17 protein-coding genes are annotated in these 23,201 nt (G+C 58.5%); 6 read left to right on the top strand and 11 right to left on the bottom strand.

Going from position 1 to position 23,201, the window contains the following annotated elements; all coding sequences use genetic code 11:
* The first annotated feature begins 100 nt into the window (after positions 1-100).
* A complete protein-coding gene (locus ABD903_RS18540; RefSeq protein ID WP_345226799.1) occupies positions 101-1,987 on the top strand; it encodes a T9SS-dependent choice-of-anchor J family protein in 1,887 nt (628 codons plus the stop codon).
* 230 nt (positions 1,988-2,217) lie between these two features.
* On the opposite strand, the gene ccsA is transcribed toward ABD903_RS18540, so the two are convergent.
* The 8 genes from ccsA to ABD903_RS18500 all read right to left on the bottom strand — a co-directional run bounded on the left by ccsA (position 2,218) and on the right by ABD903_RS18500 (position 13,464).
* Positions 2,218-4,791 (bottom strand): cytochrome c biogenesis protein CcsA, encoded by a 2,574-nt coding sequence (gene ccsA / locus ABD903_RS18535; RefSeq protein ID WP_345226798.1) that lies wholly within the window; start codon positions 4,789-4,791, stop codon positions 2,218-2,220.
* A gap of 75 nt (positions 4,792-4,866) precedes the next feature.
* Complete coding sequence (locus ABD903_RS18530) at positions 4,867-5,295, bottom strand: cytochrome c maturation protein CcmE domain-containing protein (RefSeq protein WP_345226797.1); 429 nt, start codon at positions 5,293-5,295, stop codon at positions 4,867-4,869.
* Positions 5,296-5,474: 179 nt separating this feature from the next.
* Positions 5,475-5,741 (bottom strand): CcmD family protein, encoded by a 267-nt coding sequence (locus tag ABD903_RS18525; protein ID WP_345226796.1) that lies wholly within the window; start codon positions 5,739-5,741, stop codon positions 5,475-5,477.
* A complete protein-coding gene (locus ABD903_RS18520; protein WP_345226795.1) occupies positions 5,722-6,393 on the bottom strand; it encodes a cytochrome c biogenesis protein in 672 nt (223 codons plus the stop codon). The genes ABD903_RS18525 and ABD903_RS18520 overlap by 20 nt, the downstream gene beginning before the upstream one ends.
* A 101-nt stretch (positions 6,394-6,494) precedes the next feature.
* Positions 6,495-7,127, bottom strand: a complete 633-nt coding sequence (locus tag ABD903_RS18515) for a heme exporter protein CcmB (RefSeq protein ID WP_345226835.1) — start codon at positions 7,125-7,127, stop codon at positions 6,495-6,497.
* Between the two features lie 254 nt (positions 7,128-7,381).
* Entirely contained in the window at positions 7,382-8,914 is a 1,533-nt protein-coding gene (locus tag ABD903_RS18510) for a T9SS type A sorting domain-containing protein (RefSeq protein ID WP_345226794.1), read from the bottom strand.
* A gap of 140 nt (positions 8,915-9,054) precedes the next feature.
* On the bottom strand, positions 9,055-12,318 hold the full coding sequence (locus ABD903_RS18505; RefSeq protein WP_345226793.1) for a hypothetical protein: 3,264 nt from the start codon (positions 12,316-12,318) through the stop codon (positions 9,055-9,057).
* A 30-nt stretch (positions 12,319-12,348) separates the two neighbouring features.
* Positions 12,349-13,464: an NAD(P)/FAD-dependent oxidoreductase gene (locus ABD903_RS18500; RefSeq protein ID WP_345226792.1), complete on the bottom strand. Its 1,116-nt coding sequence runs from the start codon at positions 13,462-13,464 to the stop codon at positions 12,349-12,351.
* A gap of 99 nt (positions 13,465-13,563) precedes the next feature.
* Between ABD903_RS18500 and ABD903_RS18495 the strand changes: the two genes are divergently transcribed.
* The 5 genes from ABD903_RS18495 to ABD903_RS18475 all read left to right on the top strand — a co-directional run bounded on the left by ABD903_RS18495 (position 13,564) and on the right by ABD903_RS18475 (position 21,632).
* Positions 13,564-14,202, top strand: coding sequence for an MBL fold metallo-hydrolase (locus ABD903_RS18495; RefSeq protein WP_345226791.1), 639 nt, complete (start codon positions 13,564-13,566; stop codon positions 14,200-14,202).
* A gap of 9 nt (positions 14,203-14,211) precedes the next feature.
* A complete protein-coding gene (locus ABD903_RS18490) occupies positions 14,212-14,943 on the top strand; it encodes a CDP-alcohol phosphatidyltransferase family protein (protein ID WP_345226790.1) in 732 nt (243 codons plus the stop codon).
* A 108-nt stretch (positions 14,944-15,051) separates the two neighbouring features.
* Positions 15,052-19,080 (top strand): type IX secretion system sortase PorU, encoded by a 4,029-nt coding sequence (porU, locus tag ABD903_RS18485; protein ID WP_345226789.1) that lies wholly within the window; start codon positions 15,052-15,054, stop codon positions 19,078-19,080.
* 44 nt (positions 19,081-19,124) lie between these two features.
* Positions 19,125-20,345, top strand: a complete 1,221-nt coding sequence (gene porV, locus ABD903_RS18480; protein ID WP_345226788.1) for a type IX secretion system outer membrane channel protein PorV — start codon at positions 19,125-19,127, stop codon at positions 20,343-20,345.
* 6 nt (positions 20,346-20,351) lie between these two features.
* Positions 20,352-21,632, top strand: coding sequence for a M16 family metallopeptidase (locus ABD903_RS18475; RefSeq protein ID WP_345226787.1), 1,281 nt, complete (start codon positions 20,352-20,354; stop codon positions 21,630-21,632).
* A gap of 108 nt (positions 21,633-21,740) precedes the next feature.
* Here the strand turns inward: ABD903_RS18475 and ABD903_RS18470 are convergent, their stop codons facing one another.
* The 3 genes from ABD903_RS18470 to ABD903_RS18465 all read right to left on the bottom strand — a co-directional run bounded on the left by ABD903_RS18470 (position 21,741) and on the right by ABD903_RS18465 (position 22,822).
* Positions 21,741-22,226 carry an integrase core domain-containing protein gene (locus ABD903_RS18470; RefSeq protein WP_345226834.1) on the bottom strand — a complete coding sequence of 162 codons (486 nt, stop codon included), beginning with the start codon at positions 22,224-22,226 and terminating at the stop codon, positions 21,741-21,743.
* A 21-nt stretch (positions 22,227-22,247) separates the two neighbouring features.
* Positions 22,248-22,412, bottom strand: coding sequence for an IS3 family transposase (locus tag ABD903_RS23285; protein WP_425555522.1), 165 nt, complete (start codon positions 22,410-22,412; stop codon positions 22,248-22,250).
* Positions 22,413-22,558: 146 nt separating this feature from the next.
* Complete coding sequence (locus tag ABD903_RS18465) at positions 22,559-22,822, bottom strand: transposase (RefSeq protein WP_345226786.1); 264 nt, start codon at positions 22,820-22,822, stop codon at positions 22,559-22,561.
* Positions 22,823-23,201: the final 379 nt, after the last annotated feature.

The following is a 23,201-nucleotide window of genomic DNA, read 5'->3' as shown; positions in this document are numbered from 1 at the left end:
AGCAAGCTAGAAGCATGGGATTTTCTTCATCTTGCTACCTGTTACATCACTTCACTGGCCGCGTGTCCGTGGGCCTTTTTACATCATTCTGCTCCTTTTTATGGCAAAAACGTACTTTTTCGAACGCCTATTCGCCCGCCCGACCTTGCTATTGGCTGGTTTTTTGGGCCTTGGCAGCTTGGTAGCCCATGGGCAAGCGCTAAATTATTCGTCGACGGCTGTGGTAAACACCGTTGGCACGTACACTGCATTGGGCACAACCGGCACCGCCATTGTGGTAACCGATCCTGATGACGACAACTCGACTGCGCAGCCGATTGGCTTCACGTTCGTTTACAACGGACAGTCGTTCACGCAGTTTGTGCTAAACACCAACGGCGCGTTGAAACTGGGCAGCACCCCGCCCAGCGACGATTTGGACTACTTCCCGGAAAGCACCGACCCGGCCGATCAGAACATGCTCTTTCCGCTGTTTCAAGATCTGGTAGCGGCGTCGGCAACTACAAGCTTCCGGGTGGCTACGACCGGGGCTGCTCCCAACCGGGTTTGTACGGTGGAGTGGTCGGGCATGCGGGAATTCGATTCTCCCGCGCAACTCACCAACGGTAGCTTCCAAGTGAAGCTCTACGAAACCACCAACCAGATTGAGTTTGTGTACGGCCCCGCTACGCCGGGTACGGGCGCTTCCGCAGAAGCACTTGCCGCCATCGGTATTAAAGGCTCCGGGCCAGCAACCGGCCAAGTGATACTGGGCACCAAGGCCGAAACGGCAGCATGGTCCACCACCGCCTGGCAGAACAGCAACTACACCACTGTAGGTTTCGCCTACAACAAAACCACCTTGGCCGACCCCGGCCGCACTTTCCGATTTACGCCTGCCAGCTGCGCACCGCCTTCAGCAGTAACTTTTTCAGGTACCACCGGCACCGCTACCACTGTTAGCTTTACAGGACCCGCCAACAGCACTGGCTACACTATTATTTATGGGGCGGCGGGTTTTAACCCGGCCACGGCCGGTGCCGGCACCAGTGTAAATACCACGGCTTCGCCATACACCATTACTGGTTTGGCAGCAGGATCGTCGTACGACGTATACATTCGGGCCAACTGCGGCGCTACCGACCAAAGCCCGTTATCGGGTCCGTTCACCATCACCACGAGCTGCGCTAGCTCGACGGCCGTTGCCGTTTTCCCCTACACCCAGAACTTCGACGGGGTTACCAGCGGCACCTTGCCCTGCGGCATTACGGTTCTTGATGTAAACGCTGACAACAACCCGTGGATTAACCGCAGCACGGTGCCCACGCAGGGTGGTCAATCCCCCATCAGCTCCTCGAACCCAAACGCAATGGTGTACTTCTGGAACACCAACGGCACCACCGCAGCTGATGACTGGTTTTTCACCCCGGAACTGATCCTGCGCACCGGCTTCCGCTACCAACTTACGTTTAAATACCGTTCCAGCGGTAATTACCCAGAGCGCTTAGAAGTTAAATACGGCAATGCACCAACGGTAGCGGCGCAAACCACCACGCTGTGGACTAACGCAAACGTTAATAACGCGGCCTACGCCACCACAGGCGCTGCGGGTGTTCCGGCAGTATCCGTTATTGCGCCGCCTTCCAATGGCCCTTACTACATTGGCTTCCACGCGTACAGCACTGCTGACCAGTTTTTCCTGGCCGTCGACGACCTGCAAATCACGGCCACGGCTATTACAGGCACTTCGGCAGCACTCGACCGCGCCGTAAGTGTATTCCCGAACCCCAGCGCCGGCCGCTTTACCCTTGACGTACGCGGCGCTAACGCCAAGAACGGCCTGCAGGTAGAAGTGGTGAACATGCTGGGGCAGCGCGTACACACAGCCACGGTGCGCGACAACTTTGAAAGCCAGCTGGATCTGAGTCACCTTGCTAACGGCATGTACACGCTGAAGGTAAAATCGGGCAATGATTACTCTATCCGTAACCTGTCGGTTCAGAAGTAATACTGCCGTTTCGGCTGAACTCAGCCACAGCTACAAAAGGGCAGCCTGCAATTGCAGGCTGCCCTTTTGCATTAGCAGCACTTGCCAAATTGAGCCCGGGTTCCTGCTCCTTGGGCTTCTAACTTGAGGAGCTCTGCAACCAACCTTTGACCCCGCCATATACCCGTGAAAAAACACTGCCCCTGCGCCAAATGGGCGCAGGGGCAGTGTTTTTTCACGAGTGTACCTACTTACGCTACTTGCGGCTCTCTGACCACAGGTTTGCTGGCTGACGATACTGGACGCGGCTTACGACCTCGCTGCCATACGGCCATACCAAAACCCAGACCCATGAGCAGCGTGCCGCTCCACAGCAGGTTGATGAAGGGTTTTTCCATCGCCTTCAGGATAATGTAATCCTTCTGGGTGGTGCTTACGCCAAAGGTGAACTTGCCGGCGGTGGGGTCGAGGTTGTTGAAGCTGATGCGCAGACCCAAGGCTTCCACTTCATCGGGTACGCGGCCCACAAGGCGGTCCTTTACCACGAAAATGGGGTGAACGTGATACTTCTTGCCGTTTTCGCCCGACACGATAACGTCAGCCTGCACGGCAATGTCGTCTTTGCTCAGGCCGAGACCGGCAAGGTTGGTGGCGGGCTCAGCACCCTTAAACACGGCTACGTAGTCGTTCAGGAACAGCGTGTCGCCGATGCCAACGGTGTACTCTTTCACTTCGCTCCAGTCCTTCTCCTTGGTAGGATCGGGCACGGAGGAAACGTGCGAGTAGATGTCGTGGTCCCAGAAGATTTTGATGTCGGGCGAAGCCAGCAGGCCTCCCATTTCCTGGTTTACCTGGGCCCGCGGGTAGAGCACGAACTGCTTGCCGGAGTCCTTGTGCTTGTACTCCACACGGTAGTACGTGTCCTCGGGGCGAATCTCGAGTGTGTCGCCGGCTTTGTAGTACGTCTTGCCGTCCTCCTGCTTCACATCAGCGCGGGCAATAGCTTTGTACTCGTCTACGGTACGGAAAAGCAGCTCCTTGTTTACGTAGCCGGGCACGCCGGGCACATCGTAATACTGGCCGGTATAAGTAAGCTTGTACGGCCCCATTTCCGACGACTGGTTGCGCCACAGCAGCACGTTGTCGCGGTTGAGGTCCTCAGGGAATTCCCGCGAGTACAGCAGACCGGAGGTGTTCTTGGAAATGATGTTTGAGTAACCGGCCGAGGCCAGAATACCCAACAGCATCAGCGCAATACCAATGTGCGACACCGCACCACCCGAAAGCCGTACCCCGCGCCGCACCAATTGGAACAGCATGCCCGCGTTAGCCAATACCCCAAACAAGCCCGTGGTGAGCAGGGCAATGTAGGGCAGCGAAATTTCCATGCCGTTGTTGCGCACCAACAGGATAGCAAGGCTGGCCAATAGCAGCGTGAGAATGGCCGGCACCGCCAGGCGGCTGCTGATGTTTTCTTTATCCGTTTTCTGCCACCACAACAGCTGCGCGATGCCCGAAAGCAAGGCCACCAACGCGCCCATCCAGAGCTGAATCTTGGTGTAGTGGGCAATTTGGTCGGCGGGCAAAGCCACGTTCGACTTCACGCCGAAGAAGCCTACCACGGCGTTGTACACCGGAATACTTGTGGTAACCAAAACCTGGAATGCACCCAGGCAAAGCACAGTAGCCCCGATGAACACCCACAGTTCGGGGTGGTACATCGTCAGCTCTTTTTCCGATACCGGAATCTGCTTCCAGCGCCACACCAGCAAGGCGATGCTCAGAATCACAAAGGCGCCGAGGTACAGCAGCAACTGGCCGGAGAGGCCGAGGTCAGTGAAGGAGTGAACCGACGCGTTGCCCAACACGCCCGAACGCGTGAGGAAAGTAGCGTAGAGAATGAGCAGGAAGGTGGCAATAACCAAGGCGTACGCGGTGCGCAAGCCGGTTTTACCGCGCTGCCACAGCACTAAAGCGTGCAACGCAGCTACGAGCACCAGCCACGGAATGTACACGGCGTTTTCCACCGGGTCCCAGTTCCAGTAACCACCGAAGTTCAGGGTTTCGTAGGCCCAGTAGGCGCCCATCATCACGCCTATGCCCAATACGCCACCGCCTACCAGGCTCCAGCGAATAGCGGGTTGCACCCATTTCGTCAGTTCGCCTTTCCAGAGGCCAGCAATGGCGTAGGAGAAGGGCACTAGGGTAAGAGCGAAGCCCAAGAACAACGTGGGTGGGTGAATTACCATCCAGTAGTTCTGCAGCAGGGCGTTAAGTCCCTTGCCGTCTTCGGGTATCCAATCCGGGTTTGCTTGGTACACCGGCAGATCGGGCATGAACTCGCGCATGAGGATGAACGGCGAAGACCCGATTTTTAAGCTGCCTACCACTACGCCCAGAATCATGGACACGAGGAATAGCTGCACAAAAGCAAACACAGCCATAACCGGCGCTTCCCACTGCTTGGCTCCGCGCATGATGAAGGCGCCCAGCAGCACGTGCCAGAAAATCCAGAGCAAGAACGAGCCCTCCTGCCCTTCCCAGAAGCAGGATATCATGTAATACACCGCCAAGTGGTTGCTGGAGTGGCTCCAGGCGTAGTAATACTCGTAGCGGTGGCCGTGAATAATGGCAAACAACGCCACAATTACCCCCAGTACCGCCAGGCTGTGCACCACAAACGCGCCGCGCCCAATGCGCAGCCACGATTCGTCGGTGTCGCCCAAGGGGCGCTGCCGAGCCGCCATGTAATACCCAAGCGCAGCCACCACGGCCGCCGCAAAGGCTACAATGACGCCTAAATGTCCCCAGTCGCCAATCTGCATAGTCAATTCAATGAGCCTCGAGCAACGGGGTGGCCACTGCGTACTTGCAAGCCACCCGTTGCCCAGGAATGAGTATTAGTTGATGGACGCCGTGGCGCCCTTCACTTCGTTTTCCACGTATTTCGACGGGCACTTCAGCAAAATCTTATCGGCCACAAACACATCATTGCGCATGTTGCCGGTAATTACCACCTGCTCCGACTTCTCGAAATCCTGGGGCTTGGGGCTGAAGTACACGACCTGCTGGGCAATGCGGTTGGTATCGACCAAGGTGAAGGAGAAGTAGTTCGGGTCGAGGGTGGGGTTGTACTGCAGGCCCACGGGGTTCTTCTGCGCGTCCTGGGGCAGGCGGCCCACTACGTGCACCTTGCGCAGGTCGCCATCGGCGGCCAGCTCTTTGGCTTCTTTGAAGGAAACGTACACCGAAGCGTCGCCGGCGGTGGCCATTACAATGCCGATAGCAGCGGCAATGATTACCAGAACCAGTAAATGCGTTTTTTTCATGGTGGCTTAAAAGAAAAGAAGCCTTTGAATGAAGAGCACCAACCGCTCCGGCGGCTAGCACTTGTAAACAACCGCCGCAGCTCAATAAATCCGGCCGCAGCAGCAAAATTGTAAAATCAGAGGACGGCGGGCCGGGCGCTCAACTGGTAAAACACGCAGCGGCGCCCGTTGTTGGCCTCCTAGTCGCGAAGTTCCCGCTCCAGGCGGCCCACTTTCCGGTCGATGGCCACGAGGTACGCAACTACGCCTACCAGAATGACCAGCACGACGCCAACAACCACGTAGATTTTGCCGTCTTGCCGCATCTGATCGGCCATTTCGGGACCAGCGGGTTGTTGCGCTAACAGCGGCAGCACGGGCAAAAGCACGGCGGCCAGCAACAGCAGGGCACGCCGCCCCAAGGAGCGAAGCACCGAAGAGAGCAGGTTAGGCCAGTTGTTTTTCATACAGCTTGTGTTGAACGAAGGTCAGACGCACGGCCACTTGGGTAATCCAGGTGCCCAGCAGCGTCCAGCCGATAATGGCCGGGTAGAACACCCAGCGCATGTTGTTGTCAAGGTCGTATTGATTGAAGCCGGGGTTGCCGCCGGCGCCGGGGTGCAGCGAATCGGTGAGACGCGGCAGCACGAACAGCAGAGGAATGGCCGCGCAGTACGCAAAAATGTTGTACACCGCGCCAATGCGGGCACTTTGCTGCTCGTCGGTGATGGAGGAGCGCAGCACTAGGTAAGCGCCGTAAATGAGCACCGCAATGGCCGCCCCGTTCAGGCGAGGGTCGGAAGTCCACCACGTGCCCCAGGTGTAGCGCGCCCACAGGCTACCGGTAGCAAGGCCCAAAACCGCCATCAGCACGCCCGTATTGGCCGACTGGTACGCCAGCACATCGAGCCGCACGGATGGCTTGTACAGGTAACGCGCCGAATTAATGGCCGAAGCAGTCAGGATAATGGTCATCCCAAACCACATGGGCACGTGGAAATACAGGTTGCGAATGGTTTCGTTGAGGATGGGCAAGCGCGGAACCGGCCCCAACAGCCCCATCAGGACTGTGTAGAGCAGCAGCACCACGGCCAGCACTTTCCACCAAGCATTTTTCATCGGAGGTGTTAGGAGTTAAAAGCCAGGAGTTAGGAGCAAAAAGCGGCAGCAGAGCAATCATCATTCTAGCTCCTGGCTTCTAACTCCTGTCTCCTATCAAATCACGTTCGCCACAGAAACGGGTACAGCAGGTAGGAAACCGCCACTACCAGCAGGTTCAGGCCCAGCAGCATGTACAGCGGCTGCGGGCTGGCATCGAGGCCGTCGAGGGCGTTCTTGGCGGCTTTGATGAGTTGGAGCAGAATGGGAATAACCACCGGGAAGCCCAGCACCGGCATGAGGGTGTTGCTGTTCTGGGCTTTGGCGGCAATGCCCGAAATCAGCGTGAGTGACGAGGCAAACCCCAAAGCGCCCAGCGCCACCACCAGCGTAAACCGGCCGGGCTGCTGCACGGGGTTGCCCAGCACCAGCGAGTAAGCGCCGAATGCTACCAAGCCTAAGCCCAACAGCAACACGGCGTTGTAGGCTATTTTGGCCAGAATCACGGCTTCGGGCCGCACGAGAGCATAGTAATAAAGCAAACGGCCGCGGCTTTCCTGCAGAAAGCTTTTGGCCACCGCGTTTACAGCCGTGAACAGCAGAATAATCCACAGCAAAGCGTTCCAGGCCGGAGCCGGCAGCACCCCACCGCGCACGAAGCTCAGGTAGCAGACGAATACGGTACTGCCCACGTAGAGCAACATGCCGTTTAGGGCCGCGCGCTGCCGCCATTCCAGGCGGAAGTCCTTCTGCATCAGATACCAAATCTCGCGTAACAGCTGCACGGCCGGTCGGTGGGTGAACGGGACGGCAAAGATACAACCCGATGGCCGGAAGCGGGTCATACTAACCCGAATATGTCACCTGACTATTATCAGGTTGGCGCGGTTAGCACCGTTACCGCAGCAGGCAAAAAGAAAAGCCGGATCCAAATAGATCCGGCTCTTTATAGGCCAAGGACGTTTCAGCCTTTACTCCCGACTGCGGTCGACTTCCACCTTATACCGGTTTACTCCACCACCAGGTGACCCGTAGCCACGCGGCCGTTTTGGGTGACTTGGTAGAGGTGCAAACCGGGCTTTATGGCGCCCAGCGGCAGAATTACGCGTCCGGCAGCCACGGTTTGCTGCGAGGTATGCAGCACTTCCCGGCCGGTAACATCATGTAGAGTTAAGGTTACCGGGCCGGCGCCGGGCAGCTGCAGGCTTACCTGGCCCCGAGCTGGGTTGGGGTACAACTCAGCCTGCAAAGCTGGGGCGTTGCGGCTGGCCAGCGGACCAGTGCGGAATGGCAAGTAGTCCACGAAACCCAAGGTGGCAATATCGGGCCGGTGCACAATGTGCGCTTCCACATCGGCGGCCACGGCGGTACCCCAGTCGTTGTTTTCGGCTTTGAGGTCGTCGGGGCCGTTGTTGTAGAAATCGTAAACGGTGCCGCCGTTGCCGTTGTTCACGAGGCGGTTTAGGCCCACGTTGGTGGAGTCGGTGCTGCTTAAGTCGCCGAAGCTGATGAGCAGGCCGTTCGGCGAGGTGCCCGACTTAAGCACCGTTACACCCCACAGGTTGCCGCTGATGAGGTTGCGCGACACCACGCCGGTTTGGCTGTTGCCGGTGAAGTTGATACCGCTGCCGCCGGTGTTGGCGTTCGGATTGTTGTTGTTGTCCTGAATGAGGTTGCGGGTAATGAGCGTATTGTAGTTCGCGCCCGTCACGGTAATGCCGTAGCGGTTGTTGCGAATAATGTTGCCGCGTACTTCGGCCCGGGTAACCCCGCCGCCACCCAGCAAATTAGAAAGCCCAATGCCTCCGGCCATATTGGTGGCAAGGCTACCCACCACTAGGTTACGCTCGATGAGAATGGTTTGTCCGACAATGCCCGGCCCGAGGTTGATTTGCGGGTAGTTGCCGTTTTCGGTATTGTTCAGCAGGAACACGCAGTTCCGAATGATAGGCGAAGTAGCAATGTTGGCCGGCGAAATGATGGCCGAGCGGCTGTTGCGCACAAAGCGGCAGCGCTCCACCACTGCCCGGTTGCCCGACATACTAATAGCCCCATTACCAATGGAGCGCACGCCAGCGGGGGTAGTGAGCGTGGCTACGTTGCGGCGGAATACGCAGTCGGTCAGCTGCAAATTGGCGCCGTTAATGCGCACGCCGGCACTGTACTCCACCACCGTTTTGCGCAGCCGCGAGGCCCCGGCCGTAGCCGAAAACGACATGGTATGCCACGGCGCAGCTGTGTTTTGGGCCGTGAATTTCACCGAATCGGGCGGGTTCACCAGCAGCGTACCGTCGATGTACAGCAGTGCCAGCGGCGCCACCTGAATGGTTTCGTTGGTGGTTATACTCAGCGTATCGGTAGCCGCCAGCCGAATGGTATCGTTGATTTGCCACGCGGTACCTGCTTGGCTCACGGCTCCACCCGAGGCCGCTGCCAGCTGCGCCAAGGTGTAGCGGCGGCTGGTTCCGGCCGTTTGAAATTGCGCAAAGCTGTGGCTCAAACTTAGCCCAAGCAGCATCAACAGGAGTACAATCTTTCGCATAACGCAGCTGGTAAGAGAGGGAAGTGCAACACCGCTAAGGTAGCCGGTTACCGATAAAGAAAAGCCGCCCGGCGCATACCAGGCGGCTTTTCTTTATCGGCACTATACCCAGCAAGCCAGGGCGCTACCGGTGGCAGGGCTTAGAAGTCGTAGCCCAGCGTGACGTAGAATTTCGGGCCGCGCTGCACATAATCCTCCTGCCCCCAGGCTACGTCGAGCTTGCCGTAGAAGCCCAGCAGCGTGGTGCGGGCCCCAAAACCGTAGCCTATTAACATGGGGTTACGGAAGTTGATAACCGTAGCCGAGAAGGCATTGCCCACGCCCCCCACCACCTGGGTGTTAAAGGAGTTGTTTTCGTTAAATGGGTTCGGGCCCGAGTACGCGGTACCGGCGTCGCCAAAAGCTGTGAGCTGCAGGTTACGGAAGAACCCGGAGTAAATGGGCTTACGCGACAACACCTGAATAATGGGCACCCGTACCTCAGAGTTGAACAGCACGTACTTCGGTCCGTTACGCTGGTTGAAGTTGAAGCCGCGCAGGTTGGTCACGAACTGCTGGTAGAAAATATCTACCGGGTCGTTGTACTCAATGGTTTTGCCGTTGGTCTCGTCGAAGCGGGCATTCAGCCAGTTATCCATGCCACCCAGGCGGAACTGCTTGGGCGCGTTACCAAAGAACTGCCCGTAACTGGCCCGGTTGGCCCATATAATTTGCCGGTATACCTTCTGGTAATGGCGGAAATCCATGTACAGCTTGCCGAAATTCTGCGCGCTGTTGCCAATAGAGTTCAGCTTCAGCATGCCCATTTTAAAGCGCGTGCCCTCCAGCATGTTCACGCCCGTTCCAATGGCGTTGTCGAACACCAACTCGGCGCTGCCGCCGTAGTATTGGTCGCGGGCGTCGGGGCTTTGCAGCTGTTCCACCGCAACCAAGCGGGTGCTTACGTAGCGCAGGTCGGCGCGGGCGCTGATGTTGTGGGTAAGCGGATATACAATGCCAGGGCGAATTTCGTAGCGACCCAAGCGTACTTCGCCCACATTGGAGTTCAGATAGTAGCTGTCCTTCTCGAAGCGCAAGCTCCAGTCGTAGCGGCGGGTTAAGTTGGTGTACTGCCCGTACAGGCGGTTGGTGCGCAAATCGGTGAGGGCAAAAATGCCGGCCTGAATGCGCTGGTTTTCCATCAGGTCCGACATATTGGCCTGCCCGATCAAGCCAATGCCCAGAAGCGGATCGGCGTACAGCGACGATACCACGTTATCGAGGCTAAAGCGGGTGTCGTAGCGCTGCGGACCGCCCACACTCAGGTCGGGCGTAATAACCGGCTGCTGGGCCACCATGCTATTGCGGCGCTGGCGAGGCCTGGGCACGTCTTCTTCAAACTGGTAATCGCTCAGGTCGATACCGCCTTGGTTTCGGCGCGGACCAGCTTGCTGCGGCTGCTGCGCCGGGGCAGCAGGTTGCGCAGCGGCTTGCTGTGCGGGGCGTTGGGCCGCTTTGGTTTGCGCCGCCGAACGGTCCTCCAGAATTTCCTGGCGGGCCGTTTTGTACAACTTCAGGCCCTGCGGCAACTCGTACTTCGGGTACGCATACACAAACTCCCGGGCGCGGTCGGCGGCCACAAAGGCCAGCGCGTTGGTCGCGGGGTTGTAGTCGAAGTTCTTGAGGTTATTCAGGAACGAGCTAACGGCTGTCCGCTCGCGGGTGCGCAGGTTGTAGCGGAACACGCTACGCACCCCGCTTTCCTCGCTGAGGAACAGCACCTCGTCCTGCGACAAAGCTCGCGGCCGGGTTTCGTTGGAAATAGTGGCCACCAACTGCTCTACCGGCACCGCGCGGCCGTCGAGGTGGTAGGCAAACAGGTCGTAGTTGTTCACCACGGCGTTAAAGCCGCCCTTGGCCGTACCCGTAGAGTCCAGCCAGCGGTTCGAGCTGAACACCAGCGTCTGGCCGTCGGGCAGGAACACCGGCTGCACATCGTCAAACACGTCTTTGGTGAGCTGCTCGGGCTGGCGGCTGCCGGCGCGCAACACGTAAATATCGGCTTGACCGTTGCGCACGCCGGTAAACGCCAGGGCTTTGCCATCGGGCGAGTAGCTCATGTCGAGTACCTGGCTGAAGCTGCTGAACACTGATGAGCCCTGGTTTTTGCTGAAAGGCAGGGCGTCTCGCAGGCGGGTAAGCACTCCGGTAGCGCCGCCGTTGCCGGCCACCAGATTCAGCGTAATCTTACCGCGGCTTTCGGCGGCCACGGCCAGCTGGGCATTGTTGCGCCAGGCCAGCACGGGCAGCTGCAGATCCACCTGCTGATCGGGGGTTTTGTAGCCGCCGCGGTACACAATGTGCTTGCCACCGCTGCCATCGGCATCGGTTACCACCACACGGTAGCGGCCGCGGTCGTTTTCGGTGTAAGCCAGCAAGCGGCCGTTCGGGCTGATAACCGATTCGCCGTAGCGCACGTTGCGCCGGTTACGGCTCATGAGCTGGTGCGGCTCGTCGGGCACGGTGTAGGGCGTTTCCGGCTGCGCGTTCAGCTGGCGGTAGTAGCCCATCCAGTCTTTCAGGAACACCTTGTAAGGCACGTTCAGCGAGGAGCTGATGCCGGTTTCTACGTCGCGCGTGATGCGCGTCAGGTTTAGAATATTCTGGATGCTGGTATAGCCGTAGCGCTCGGCAATGTAGTTCCATACGCTCTGGCCGGCCATTTCGGGGTGGCGCAGGAAGAACTGGGAGGCTTTGTCCTTTTCGACTTTCTGCGTCATGTCGCGCATGTAATCGTCCATTTCTACGCTCCAGCCCTCGGCGGCGTAACCCGCGGCACCGGCCACAAACCAGTCGGGCAATTGCAGCAGGTAGCTGCTCTGGATTACTTCCTTGAGCGAGCCGCCGTACATCATGTCGTTCAGCAGCACGCGGGTAATCTGGTAGCTTAGGTCGCGCTTAAACACGGTTTGCTCGCCCCCAAACGCCAGCTGCACCTTGGTCATGCGCAGCAGCGAGGTTTCGCCGCCGGTGCTGTACTTATCGGCATCGAGGCCCACGTTGCTCTGGCGCAGGTCGCCCACCGAGTTGTAAAGCATCAGGGTGGTTTTCGAGTACGGGTAATACCCGATAAGGGCGGTAATTCGCTGCAGCTCCTTTTCGGCGTACTCGGCGGCACGGCGCGCGGCCGCTTCGCCGCCCGCGTAGTAGTACACGTTGAAGTTCTGGGTGCTCAGTATTTGCCAGTTGAACTCCTTGTACTGAATACGAACGCGGCCGAAGCTTTCCTGCGACGTCTGAGCATATGCCGGGCTGCCCAGCCCCAATAGCGTCAGCAGGCAAGCCGCCGACCAGGCAGCGCCCCGTAGCTTACCCGAAGGCAAGCAGCTGCGCAGGCGGTGAAACGATAAGGATACGTGCTTCATAAAGCCAAAAGGGCAGAAACGAGGTGAGAATCAGGGCGCCGGATGGGCTGCTGCGGGTGCAGCTGAATACAACGCATGATAACGCAGAATATTGACTTCCGGCCATAGCTCCTGGCCATTTTCGAGCACATCGGCCAGCAGCTGCGCCATACGGGGCGCCAGCAGCACCCCCTTGGAACCTAAACCGTTAAACACGGCCAGGGTTGGCAGCTGCGGATGCACACCCAACAGCGGCTTCCGGTCGCGCACGGCCGGCCGCACCCCTACCCGCTGGCCCGTTACCTGAAAAGGCACGTCGGTCAGCTCGCGCAGGCGCTCGGCTAGCTCCTGGCGGGCTTCGGGAGTGGGTTCCAGGGCGAAGGGCGGCCACCGATAGGTAGCACCCACGCGCACCCGCCCGCCCGCGCCCACTGGCACCACGTAGGCACCCCGGTTGAGCACGTAATCGGTCGGCAGCGCAGGGGCTTCCACGTCGAGCACTTCGCCTTGGTTAGGAGTTATAGGCAGCCAGCTGAACCACGGGTTGCGAACGGCGGCGGCGCCCTCACAGAACACCACGCGGCGCGCCCGCACCCACCCGGCGTAGCTGGCACCGGCTGCCTCGGCAACAAGCAGTTCCGGGGCAAAAGTTTCGGAGCGCAGCCAGCCTTTTTGCAGACCGTCGGCGGTAAGGGCATTCAGCAGCGCTTCGGTATCAACCCAGCCGCCGTGGCGCAGCTCCAGGCCGCCAAATGGCTGCTTTAGCCCCGGTACGGCAGGCAGCGGCTGGGCGGGGTCGGCCACGTAATTTCCCCAGCGGTTATCGGCCGAGCGGGCCAGCACGTCGTTCTGCTCGCGCACCGACGAAAACAGCTTCAGAATGGGCAGCTCGTGAAAAAATGTGCTGCCGAATTCGGCTTCCAGCGTTTGGTAAAATGCGCGGGCAGCGGGCAGTAGCTCATCAATGCGCCACGATAAGGCAAAGCGTTTGCCCGCCACGGGGTTAATGAGGCCCGCTGCCACGCGCGAGGCCGAATCGGGCTGCACGGTATCCAGCACCAGTACGGTACGGCCGCGGCGGCGCAGTTCCCAGGCCAGCGTGGCGCCGGCCAGGCCGTGGCCAATGATAAGGTAGTCGGTTTCGAAAGGAGCGGTAGCAGATTGCATTACGGGCAAAATACGCACTTTCCGGGCCTGATTGCGTAACTTACCCTCCCCTAGTACTTACCCCAGATGCCCGCGCCGTGCGGGCTTTTTCTCTACTGCATGACCGTTTCGGGCTTTACGTTCAACGCCTTTTCCGAGAATACCTACCTGCTGCACGATGCCACTGGCGCCTGCGCCATCGTCGACCCCGGCTGCTACGAAAAAGCCGAACAGCAGGCCCTGAAGCAGTTTATCGAGGCCCACAACCTGCGCGTGGAGCTGCTCCTTAACACCCACTGCCACATCGACCACGTCTTCGGCAACCAGTTTGTGCTCGACACTTGGCCTGGCACGCCCTTCCTCATTCACGAAGCCGATTTGGCTACGCTGCGTGCCGTACCAACCTACGCTCCGGCCTACGGGTTTCCACTGTATAATCCTGCCGAGCCTACCGGTTTCCTAACGCCGGGTACACCCGTGAAATTTGGCGAAACCGAGCTGGAAATTCGCTTGGCGCCCGGCCACGCGCCCGGCCACGTGGTATTTTACCACCCGGCCACCCGCGAGGTTATTGGCGGCGATGTGCTGTTCCAGGGCAGAATTGGCCGCACCGATTTGCCCGGCGGCGACTACGCCACCCTCATCCGTAGCATTAAGGAGCAGCTGCTCACTTTGCCCGACGAAACCACCGTGTATCCCGGCCACGGTCCGGCCACCACGGTGGGTGCCGAGCGCGCTTCCAATCCTTTCCTCCGCTAGGCACTTTTCATGGCTATTAAAAACCATTTACCCAACGCGCTTACCTGCCTGAATTTGCTGTGCGGCTGCGTGGCGCTAAGTCTAATTCTGGCCTACACCCCCCAAACCGCTACTTCTGGCTGGGAACCGCTACTGCCCGCCATGGCCCTCATCGGCATTGCTGCCATTGCCGACTTTTTCGATGGCTTGGTGGCCCGGGCGCTGCGCGTTTCATCGCCTATTGGCAAAGACCTCGATTCCCTGGCCGACATGGTGTCGTTTGGCGTGGTACCAGGTGCTATTCTGTTTAAGCTGCTGCAACATGCGCTTCCGGCCGCTGGGCTACCCATCAGCCTGGCTTACTTAGCTTTTACTGTGAGCATTTTCTCGGCCCTGCGGCTGGCTAAGTTCAACAACGACACCCGCCAGTCGGACTCGTTCATTGGCCTGCCTACGCCGGCCTGCACCCTGCTGGTGGCTTCCCTGCCGCTGATTTTGGTGTACGACCGGTTCGGCCTTACTCCTATTGTGCTGAATCCGTGGGTGCTGCTGGTCCTGTCCTTCGTGCTGGCAGGACTGCTGGTGGCTGAAATTCCGCTGTTTGCGCTGAAATTCAAAAATTTCAGTTGGCAAGACAATTCGCTGCGTTTCGTGTTTCTGATTGCGGCGGTGCTGCTATTGGCGTTGCTGCAAGCTGCGGCCGTACCGTTGATTATCTTGCTGTACGTGGCACTGTCGGTGCTACGTCCTTCTTATGGATAGCTCCCGCACAATATTTTGCTGATTGAGTAGTTAGATGCTCAATTAAGTGAACGGGCGGGCAGCTTCATCTGTTGAGGTGCCGCACAGCCCCACTCAACCCCTACCCGCTTGACCTACACCACTATGCGCGTTTGTACCTTCTTGCTGTTGCTGTGGCTGGTTCCTGCCCTTGCCTTAGAGGTACGGGCTCAGGCGCCCGAAGCGCGCATTAAGCTCAATTGGCAGGGCCAGGCACAGCTATCTGAGCCGGGCCGTGAGGTTAAGGTGCCCACGTTTGCCGGGGCGTCGTTTGTCGCTGGCAGCCGCCTGCCGCAGTTCACCTTCCGCATAAACGGCTACGCCACCAATGTGCAGTTGGTGTCCCCTACCTACGAAGCCTTCGGCCCGCAGGAAGCCCGCTTGTTTCCCACCCTTCCGGCAGATGCGCAGCTCGTGTTGCGCCACGGCACTGAGAAGCGCCGGCCCGTTACCCTCGTTACCATAACGGGTGTACGCCGCAGCCCACAAAGCGGGCAGGCCGAAAAACTGACCTCGTTCGACTACACCTACACCCTTGATAACAATGCCGCCACTGCACGCCGTGGCTCCCACACCTATGCCACCACTTCGCTGCTCAACCAAGGCGACTGGTTTAAAATAGGTATTGCCGGCAACGTAGAAGGCGGCAGCGACGGCAGCGGCATTTACAAGCTTGACAAAGCCTTCCTGAATAGCGTGGGGCTACCGGTTCAGTCGCTCGACCCGCGTAACCTGCAGCTGTTTGGTCAGGCCATTGGCATGCTCCCGCAAGCCAACAGCGCCCCCCGCCCCGACGACCTGGTACAGAACGCTTTGATGTTCGTGGGCGACGGCGACAACGTCTTCAACGACAACGAATACTTCGTGATGTACGGCCGCAGCCCGCATACCTGGGCGCACGAAACGGCTACCAACCGCTTCCGCCACATCTTGAATCTGTACACCGATACGGCTTACTATTTCCTGCGCGTGGGCAACAGCCCGGGCCTGCGGGTAGGCGCTGCCCCAGCCGTTACGGGTACTCCCACTGCCACCATTCGGCAGTTCACGGAGCGCCAGTTTCGGGAGCTGGAACTGGTTAACCTGCTGAAGTCGGGCCGCCAGTGGCTGGGCGAAGGGTTCAACAACGGAGCGCAGAAAGACTTCACCTTTTCCATTCCCGACCTGGTGCCGGGTTCGTCCCTGCAGCTTACTACTTCGGTGGCGGCCACGGCTTTGCCCAGGAACTGCAACAGCTACCAGAGTCCCAACGAGGTTACTTTCTTCCGCCTGGGTATCAATGGCACGGCCTTGCAACAGCAGAGCGTGTTTAACCTAAGCTGCGGCAGCGGCTGCCCCGGCGAATGTTATCCCGAGGCGGCCAATACCGACATCAAAACCCAATCCTGGACGGTGCCGGCCAACGCCGGTGCTGATTTGCGGCTCAGCATTACCTACGACAGCCGCGGCGACCAAACGGCCCTCGGCTACCTTGATTACGTGGAAGTGCAGGGCCTGCGGCGCTTGCAGCTCAACGGCACTGGCCAGCTGAACTTCCGCTCGTTGGAAAACCGTGCCCCCGGCGCCGTCAGTGCCTTCGAATTGGCCACTGCTCCTGCCGGTACCGTGGTATGGGACGTAACCAACCCCCGCCGCCCGCGGCAGGTGGCCCTAACCAATAACCGCTTCGTGGCCCGCACCGATTCCGTGCGCGAATACGTGGCCTTTGCCGGTAGCAGCTTTAACACGCCACGCTCGTTTGGGCGCGTAGCCAACCAGAACCTGCACGCGCTTGGGCAGGTACCGGGCTCCGTAAACCTCGTCATTGTTACGCCCCCGTTGTTTCTGCGGCAGGCGCAGGACCTGGCAGCGCACCGGCGCCGGCACGATGGCCTGAACGTAGCGGTAGTTACCACCAACCAGATTTACAACGAATTCAGCTCGGGCGGCCAGGACATTACGGCCATCCGCGACTTCGTGAAAATGCTCTACGACCGCGAGAACCTGGAGCTGTACGTGCTGCTGTTCGGCGACGCGTCGTACGATTACAAGGCCGATGCGTCCAACAAAGCCGATCAGTTGCCCGGCTGGTGGAGCCAGCGGCAGTTGAAAGACAGCGAAAACCAAAACTTCGTACCCACCTACGAGTCGGTGGAATCGTTGTCCCGCATTCAGTACCGGGTTAACGGAACCCCCGGGTCCTATTGCTCCGATGACTACTTCGGCTTTCTGGACGACGATGAAGGCGACTGGTCGGAGATAGATACCAGTGCGGCAAACCACATGATGGACGCGGGCATTGGGCGTTTGCCTATTCGCACGCCTCGCGGCCAGCCTAGTTCTACGGCTATGGCCACGGCCATCGTAGCAAAGCTCATTGCCTACGACCAGCCGGCCTCCCAGGGAAAGTGGCGCAACCGCTTAACGTTCGTAGCCGACGACGGTGACTATGGCCTGCACATCAACAACTCAGAGCTGGCGGTGAATGGCATTGCTTCGTTCCAACCCGTCTTCAATTCCAATAAGGTTTACCTCGACCTGTTTCCGCAACAAAGCACGGGCAGCGGCCAAAATTCGCCAGCCACTAACGCCGCCCTCGACGCCTCTATTGAGCAAGGCTCCTTATTTGTGGGATATGCCGGCCACGGCGGCCCGCGCGGCTGGACCGATGAGCAGATTCTGAACAACAACTCGGTGCTGCAGCTGCAGAACCGCAACCGCCTCTCGTTCTGGTTTACCGGCACCTGTGACTTCGCGTGGTACGATGACCCGGGATTCGACTCGGCGGGTGAGCAGGTACTGACCGATACTCCCGGCGGCGCCATTGGCCTGCTGACCACTACGCGACTGGTATACGCCAACAACAACCAGAGCCTCGCTTTACCATTTTACCAGGCCCTCTTCCGCCGCGACGCCAGCGGTAAGTGGGGCCGTTTGGGCGACGCCATGGTTCAGGGCAAAAACGGCGACGGCGTGGACGTGGGCAACCGCAATTTTACCCTGCTCGGCGACCCATCCATGCGCCTAGCCATGCCTCAGCTCAACGCGCAAGTGCGTAAGCTGAACGGGCGGGCCCTTACGGCTACCAGCCCCGACACCATTAGGGCTTTGCAGCGCGTATTGCTTGAGGGCGATGTAACCAACCACCAGAACAGTCTGGCCTCCACGTTTAACGGCAAGGTGCAAGTCACTGTGTACGAGAAGCCGTCCATTCTGCGCACCTTGGCCACCGAGCCCAGCAACCCGTCGCTACCGGTGACGGTGCAGAAAGATGTGGTGTACGACGGTACTGCTACGGTGCAGAACGGCACCTTCCGCGTGGAGTTTGTAGTACCCAAAGACATCAACTACCAGTTTGGATTCGGTAAAATCAGCCTGTATGCGGCCGATTCGGTGCGCAACATCGACGCCCACGGCTACCACGGCAACGTGAACATCGGAGGCGCTTCCACCACGGCCTTGTCGGACACCATTCCGCCCGTCATCAGTTTGGCCATGGACACCGAGAACTTCGTATTCGGTGGCCTTACACGCCCCAACACCACGCTGCTGGCCGCCTTTAGCGACGACAACGGCATCAACACTGCCGGCACGGGCATTGGCCACGAACTAACCGCCACGCTCGATGGCGACCCGAACAAGGTTACCATTCTCAACCAATACTACGCGGCCGACCTGAACACCTTTACCAGCGGCAAGGTGCAGTACCTGTTCAAAAACCTCACGCCCGGGCCTCACTCCCTCAAGGTTAAAGCGTGGGACACGTTCAACAACTCCGCCGAGCGGACCATTGAATTCATTGTGGCCAAAGATGAAAAATTGGCCCTCAACCACGTTCTGAATTACCCCAACCCCTTTGCAAAACGTACCACCTTCCATTTCGACCATAACCGTCCTGGTTTCGACCTCGAAGTACAGGTGCAGATCTTCACCATATCCGGTAAGCTCATCCGTACGCTTTCGGCCCTGGTACCCAGCAGCCAATCGCACGTGAAGGAAGTGGAGTGGGACGGCCGCGACGAGTACAGCGACCAGCTGGCCCGCGGCGTATACGTATACCGCGTAAGTGTACGAGCCCCCGCCGATGGTCCGAATGGTACGCAGACCTCTAAATTTGAAAAACTGGTGCTGCTCAACTAGCCAGCCCATCGTACTTCCTTGTCTTCTCGATTTCTTCGCTCTTTATGAACCCTTCATCGTCGATTGTACGCCGGGCCTTGGTTCCGGTAGTAGTATTGGGAACCGCCTTGGCTGCTTCTGCTCAGCAGAACCCCAATACTATTACCACGGCTGTTCCCATTCTCACCATCAGCCCCGATTCACGTGGCGCCGCCCTCGGCGATGCAGGCGCAGCCACCTCCCCCGATGCCAACGCGGCCTTTTACAACCCTGGCAAACTCGGTTTCCTAACAGATCCGTACGGCGTATCGGCCTCCTACTCCCCGTGGCTGCGCGCCATTACCGATGACATGGGGCTTGCAGGACTCTCGGGTTACAAGAAGTTTGGTCAGCGCGGTGCACTATCGGCGTCGCTGATGTATTTCGACCTCGGAACCATCAACTTCCGCGGCGACCGTAACGAAGACAACGGCAATTTCAATCCCAAAGAATACGCCTTCAGCGTGGCTTACGGCCAGCAGCTGAGCGACAAATTTGGCGTTGGTGTAGCCGCCCGCTACATCCGCTCAAACCTGAGCGTAGCCAATGGTGCCAACGTGGATACCCGTCCCGGTAACGCCGCGGCAGTTGATCTGGGCGTGTATTACAATACCGACTTAACAGTAGGCGCCAGCGAATACAATCTGGCCCTGGGAGCTGCCATTACTAACATCGGGAACAAGATTGCCTACACTCAAGCGGACCAGGCTGACTTCTTGCCTACCAACCTGCGCTTGGGCACGGCCATTACGCGTGAGCTGGATGCCTACAACAAAATCACGCTAACCGTCGATGCTAACAAGCTGTTGGTACCCACACCTTACTATGTAGATGGCTACTTAACCGGCTCCGATGCTAACATAGATCAGCAAATCAAGGATAAAAACGCTGAAATTGCCCGTAAGTCAACTATCAGCGGTATGTTGGGCTCCTTCTCCGATGCTCCCGGTGGGTTCAAAGAGGAATTACGCGAAATTAACCTGTCGGCCGGCGCTGAGTATTGGTACAACGACTTGCTGGCGGCTCGCGTGGGTTACTTCTACGAAAACCCTAAGAAAGGCGACCGTCAGTACCTCAGCCTAGGTCTGGGGCTTCGTTACCAGGTTTTCGGTGTGGATGCAGCTTACTTGGTACCCAACTCACGCAACAACCCGCTGGCTAATACAGTACGGGTTTCCTTACACTTCAACTTCAACAACGGCCAGAACAACGCCTCCAGCGGCGACGCTGGCGTTCCTGTGAACTAATCCTGCATGCTCAACCGCCTCACAGCCCCGCCTTATCAGCCAATCCAACAGATCATTCTTCCCGCTGCTGAGGTAACTCGCTTTTCAAACGGAGCCCGGCTGCATGTGCTCAAAAATACTGCCCAGCCGGTTGTTCGCCTCCAATTGGTATTCCCTGCCGGGCGTTGGTATGATCCAACGCCCGGCATTTCGCTGTTAACTGCTCGTACCCTTCTCGATGGTACGGTCTCGCGCAGCACCCGACAAATAGCCGATGAAGTTGCTTTCTACGGCGCAGCATTGGACTGCGAACAGGGTTTCGACCGCAGCACTCTCACGCTTTACTGCCTTACCAAACACCTGACTAAGCTGCTACCTCTGGTTCAGGATGTCGTGCTTAACGCCTCGTTTCCTTCGGCAGATTTGGAGCAGATGAAGGCCCGCACGATCCAAAACATACGAGTGGAGCGCCAAAAGACCAGCTACCTTGCCTCCGAACGCCTATCCCGTAATCTGTTCGGCTCGCATCACCCTTATGGTATCCCATTTAACGAAAGCTCATTTTCTTCATTGAGCACCGAATCTGTCCAAGTATTTCATCGAAAACACTACAGCCTAACGCAAGCCGAAATCTTCGTCTGCGGAGATATAGATAACACCCACGTTGCACAGATAACTGACTTTTTTGGAACGTTAGGCGCACCAACTAGCATAGAGCCGCCACAACCTACCCCACTAGCCCCTCAGTCGTCTCCAACCGATTACGTTGCGGTAAAGGAAAGCCTACAGGCAACCTTACGTCTAGGCCGTCTTTGGCCCGAGCCTTCCCACCCCGACTCCCACGCTTTACAACTGTTAACCAAAGTATTAGGTGGCTATTTCGGCTCCCGACTCATGAAAAACATTCGTGAGGATAAGGGCCTGACATACGGTATTTATGCCAGCATTGCTCAGCGTGAACAAGCCAGTCACATAATTATCGGCTCTGATGTAAATGCCGCTAATGCTCAAACGGCTATTAACGAAATTAATGTAGAGCTTAACCGCCTTCAGCAGGAGCTCATTCCACACGATGAGCTTGTCACAGTCAAGAATTACATCACCGGCAAATTCCTAAACGAGTTAGGCACAGTGTTCGAACAATGCGACAAATATAAAACCCTACTCATGTTAGGGCTTCCGCTTAACCACTATAGCCAGTATCTGGAAACTGTAAATGCAGCAACCTCAGATGATCTGCTGACGCTGGCGCAACAGTACCTCTCCCCATCCGACTTTTTAGAAGTAGTCGCCGGACCTACCAAGTAAGCATCTAGTATCCACCACACAACAAAGGCGGAACCGTGAATACGGTTCCGCCTTTGTTGTGTGGTGGATGTAAGCTCCCCCGTTTGGTGGGCCAGTGAGAAATAGAGGTCAGGCGGCTTGACGGAACTCGATTGGGGTCATAAAGTTCAGGGCTTGGTGGGGCCGCAGGTGGTTGTACTGCCACAAGCGGCAGTGGTCCCGCGCCTGCTGCAACGTAGCGAACAAATAGCCGTCGAGCAGTTCGCGGCGCATCGAGCCGTTGAATCGCTCCACGAAGGCGTTCTGGGTGGGGCTGGCCAGCTGAATCCAGTGCAGTACCACGCCCTGCGCCTGGCCCCAGCCCTGCAGGGCCTGGCTAATGAACTCCGGCCCGTTGTCCACGCGCAGTTGCGCCGGTGGGCCGTGCTGCTCGACCAGCTGCGTGAGCAGGCGCACAACCCGAGCGGCGGGCAAGGAAAAGTCCACCTCGATGCCGAGCACTTCGCGGTTCCAGTCCTCCACCACGTTCAGCGTGCGGAAGCGCCGCCCGTCGGTCAACGCGTCGCTCATAAAGTCCATCGACCAGCACTGATTCGGGCCCTGCGGTACGGTCAGCGGCTGCTTGACCCGGTCGGGCTACCGGCGTCTGGGGCGGCGCCGGCCCCGCTGCAGGTGCTGGGCCTGGTAAAGGCGCCACACGCGCTTGTGATTGACCACGAGCCCGTCCTTGCGCAAGCGGTAGTAGTACTTCCAAAAGCCCCAGCCGGGATGGCGCGCAACCAGCGCCAGCAGCGCCGCCACTAGTGGCGTGTCGGCCGTGGCCCGGCCGCTTGCCGCTGGCGCCACGTAGCACCGGCGGGCCAGGCCCACCAGCGCGCAGGCCCGCCGCCGGCTCAGCCCCCGCGCCACCGCCTGCTCCGCGACGGCGCGCCGCTCGGCTGGGGCCACTACTTTTTTCGCAACACCTCCTTGACGACCTGGTTTTCCAGGCTCAGGTCGGCCACCAGTTGCTTAAGGCGGCGGTTTTCGTCTTCCAGGTGCCTGAGGCGCTGCAACTCGGTGACATCCACGCCCCCGTACTTGCTCTTCCACTGGTAAAACAGGGGCTCACTGATGCTGTGCTCCCGGCAAATCTGGGCCACGGTCTGGCCCTGGCCTTGCTGGCGCAGGATGCCGATAATCTGCGCTTCGCTGAAGCGGCTCTTATTCATGGGCGGTAGGGAAAGGATGAAAAGATACCCCTTTCCTCTACTTATCATTGGCTCACCGAATGGGGAAGCCTACATGGATACTAGAATTCAATCGTAAAACCAGCATGCTCTGTGTCGCTTTTCGAAGCAGGATAGCCGCAACGCAAGCTTTAGAGCATAATTAAGTCTAAATACTCGGCAAAAATCCTGTCTTTAAAATAGTGTGTAATCGCGGAGCACCCCAACAAGCACCTGACATTATAGAAAATAGGCAACCCGGAGTGAACCGGTCATATTCTAAACGACGCGCACCCCCCGCGGCGGCTCCGGTGAGGGAGCCCGCGGGGGGCGCGGCGTGCAGAAAGGGTTGGCGGCGACCGACTCTCCCGCCGGCGAAGGC

The sequence above is a fragment of the Hymenobacter koreensis genome, from assembly GCF_039541855.1.
GTDB classification, from domain to species: Bacteria; Bacteroidota; Bacteroidia; order Cytophagales; family Hymenobacteraceae; genus Solirubrum; species Solirubrum koreensis.
Note: the sequence above shows the minus strand (reverse complement) of the source record. Positions and strands in the feature narration are given on the sequence as shown.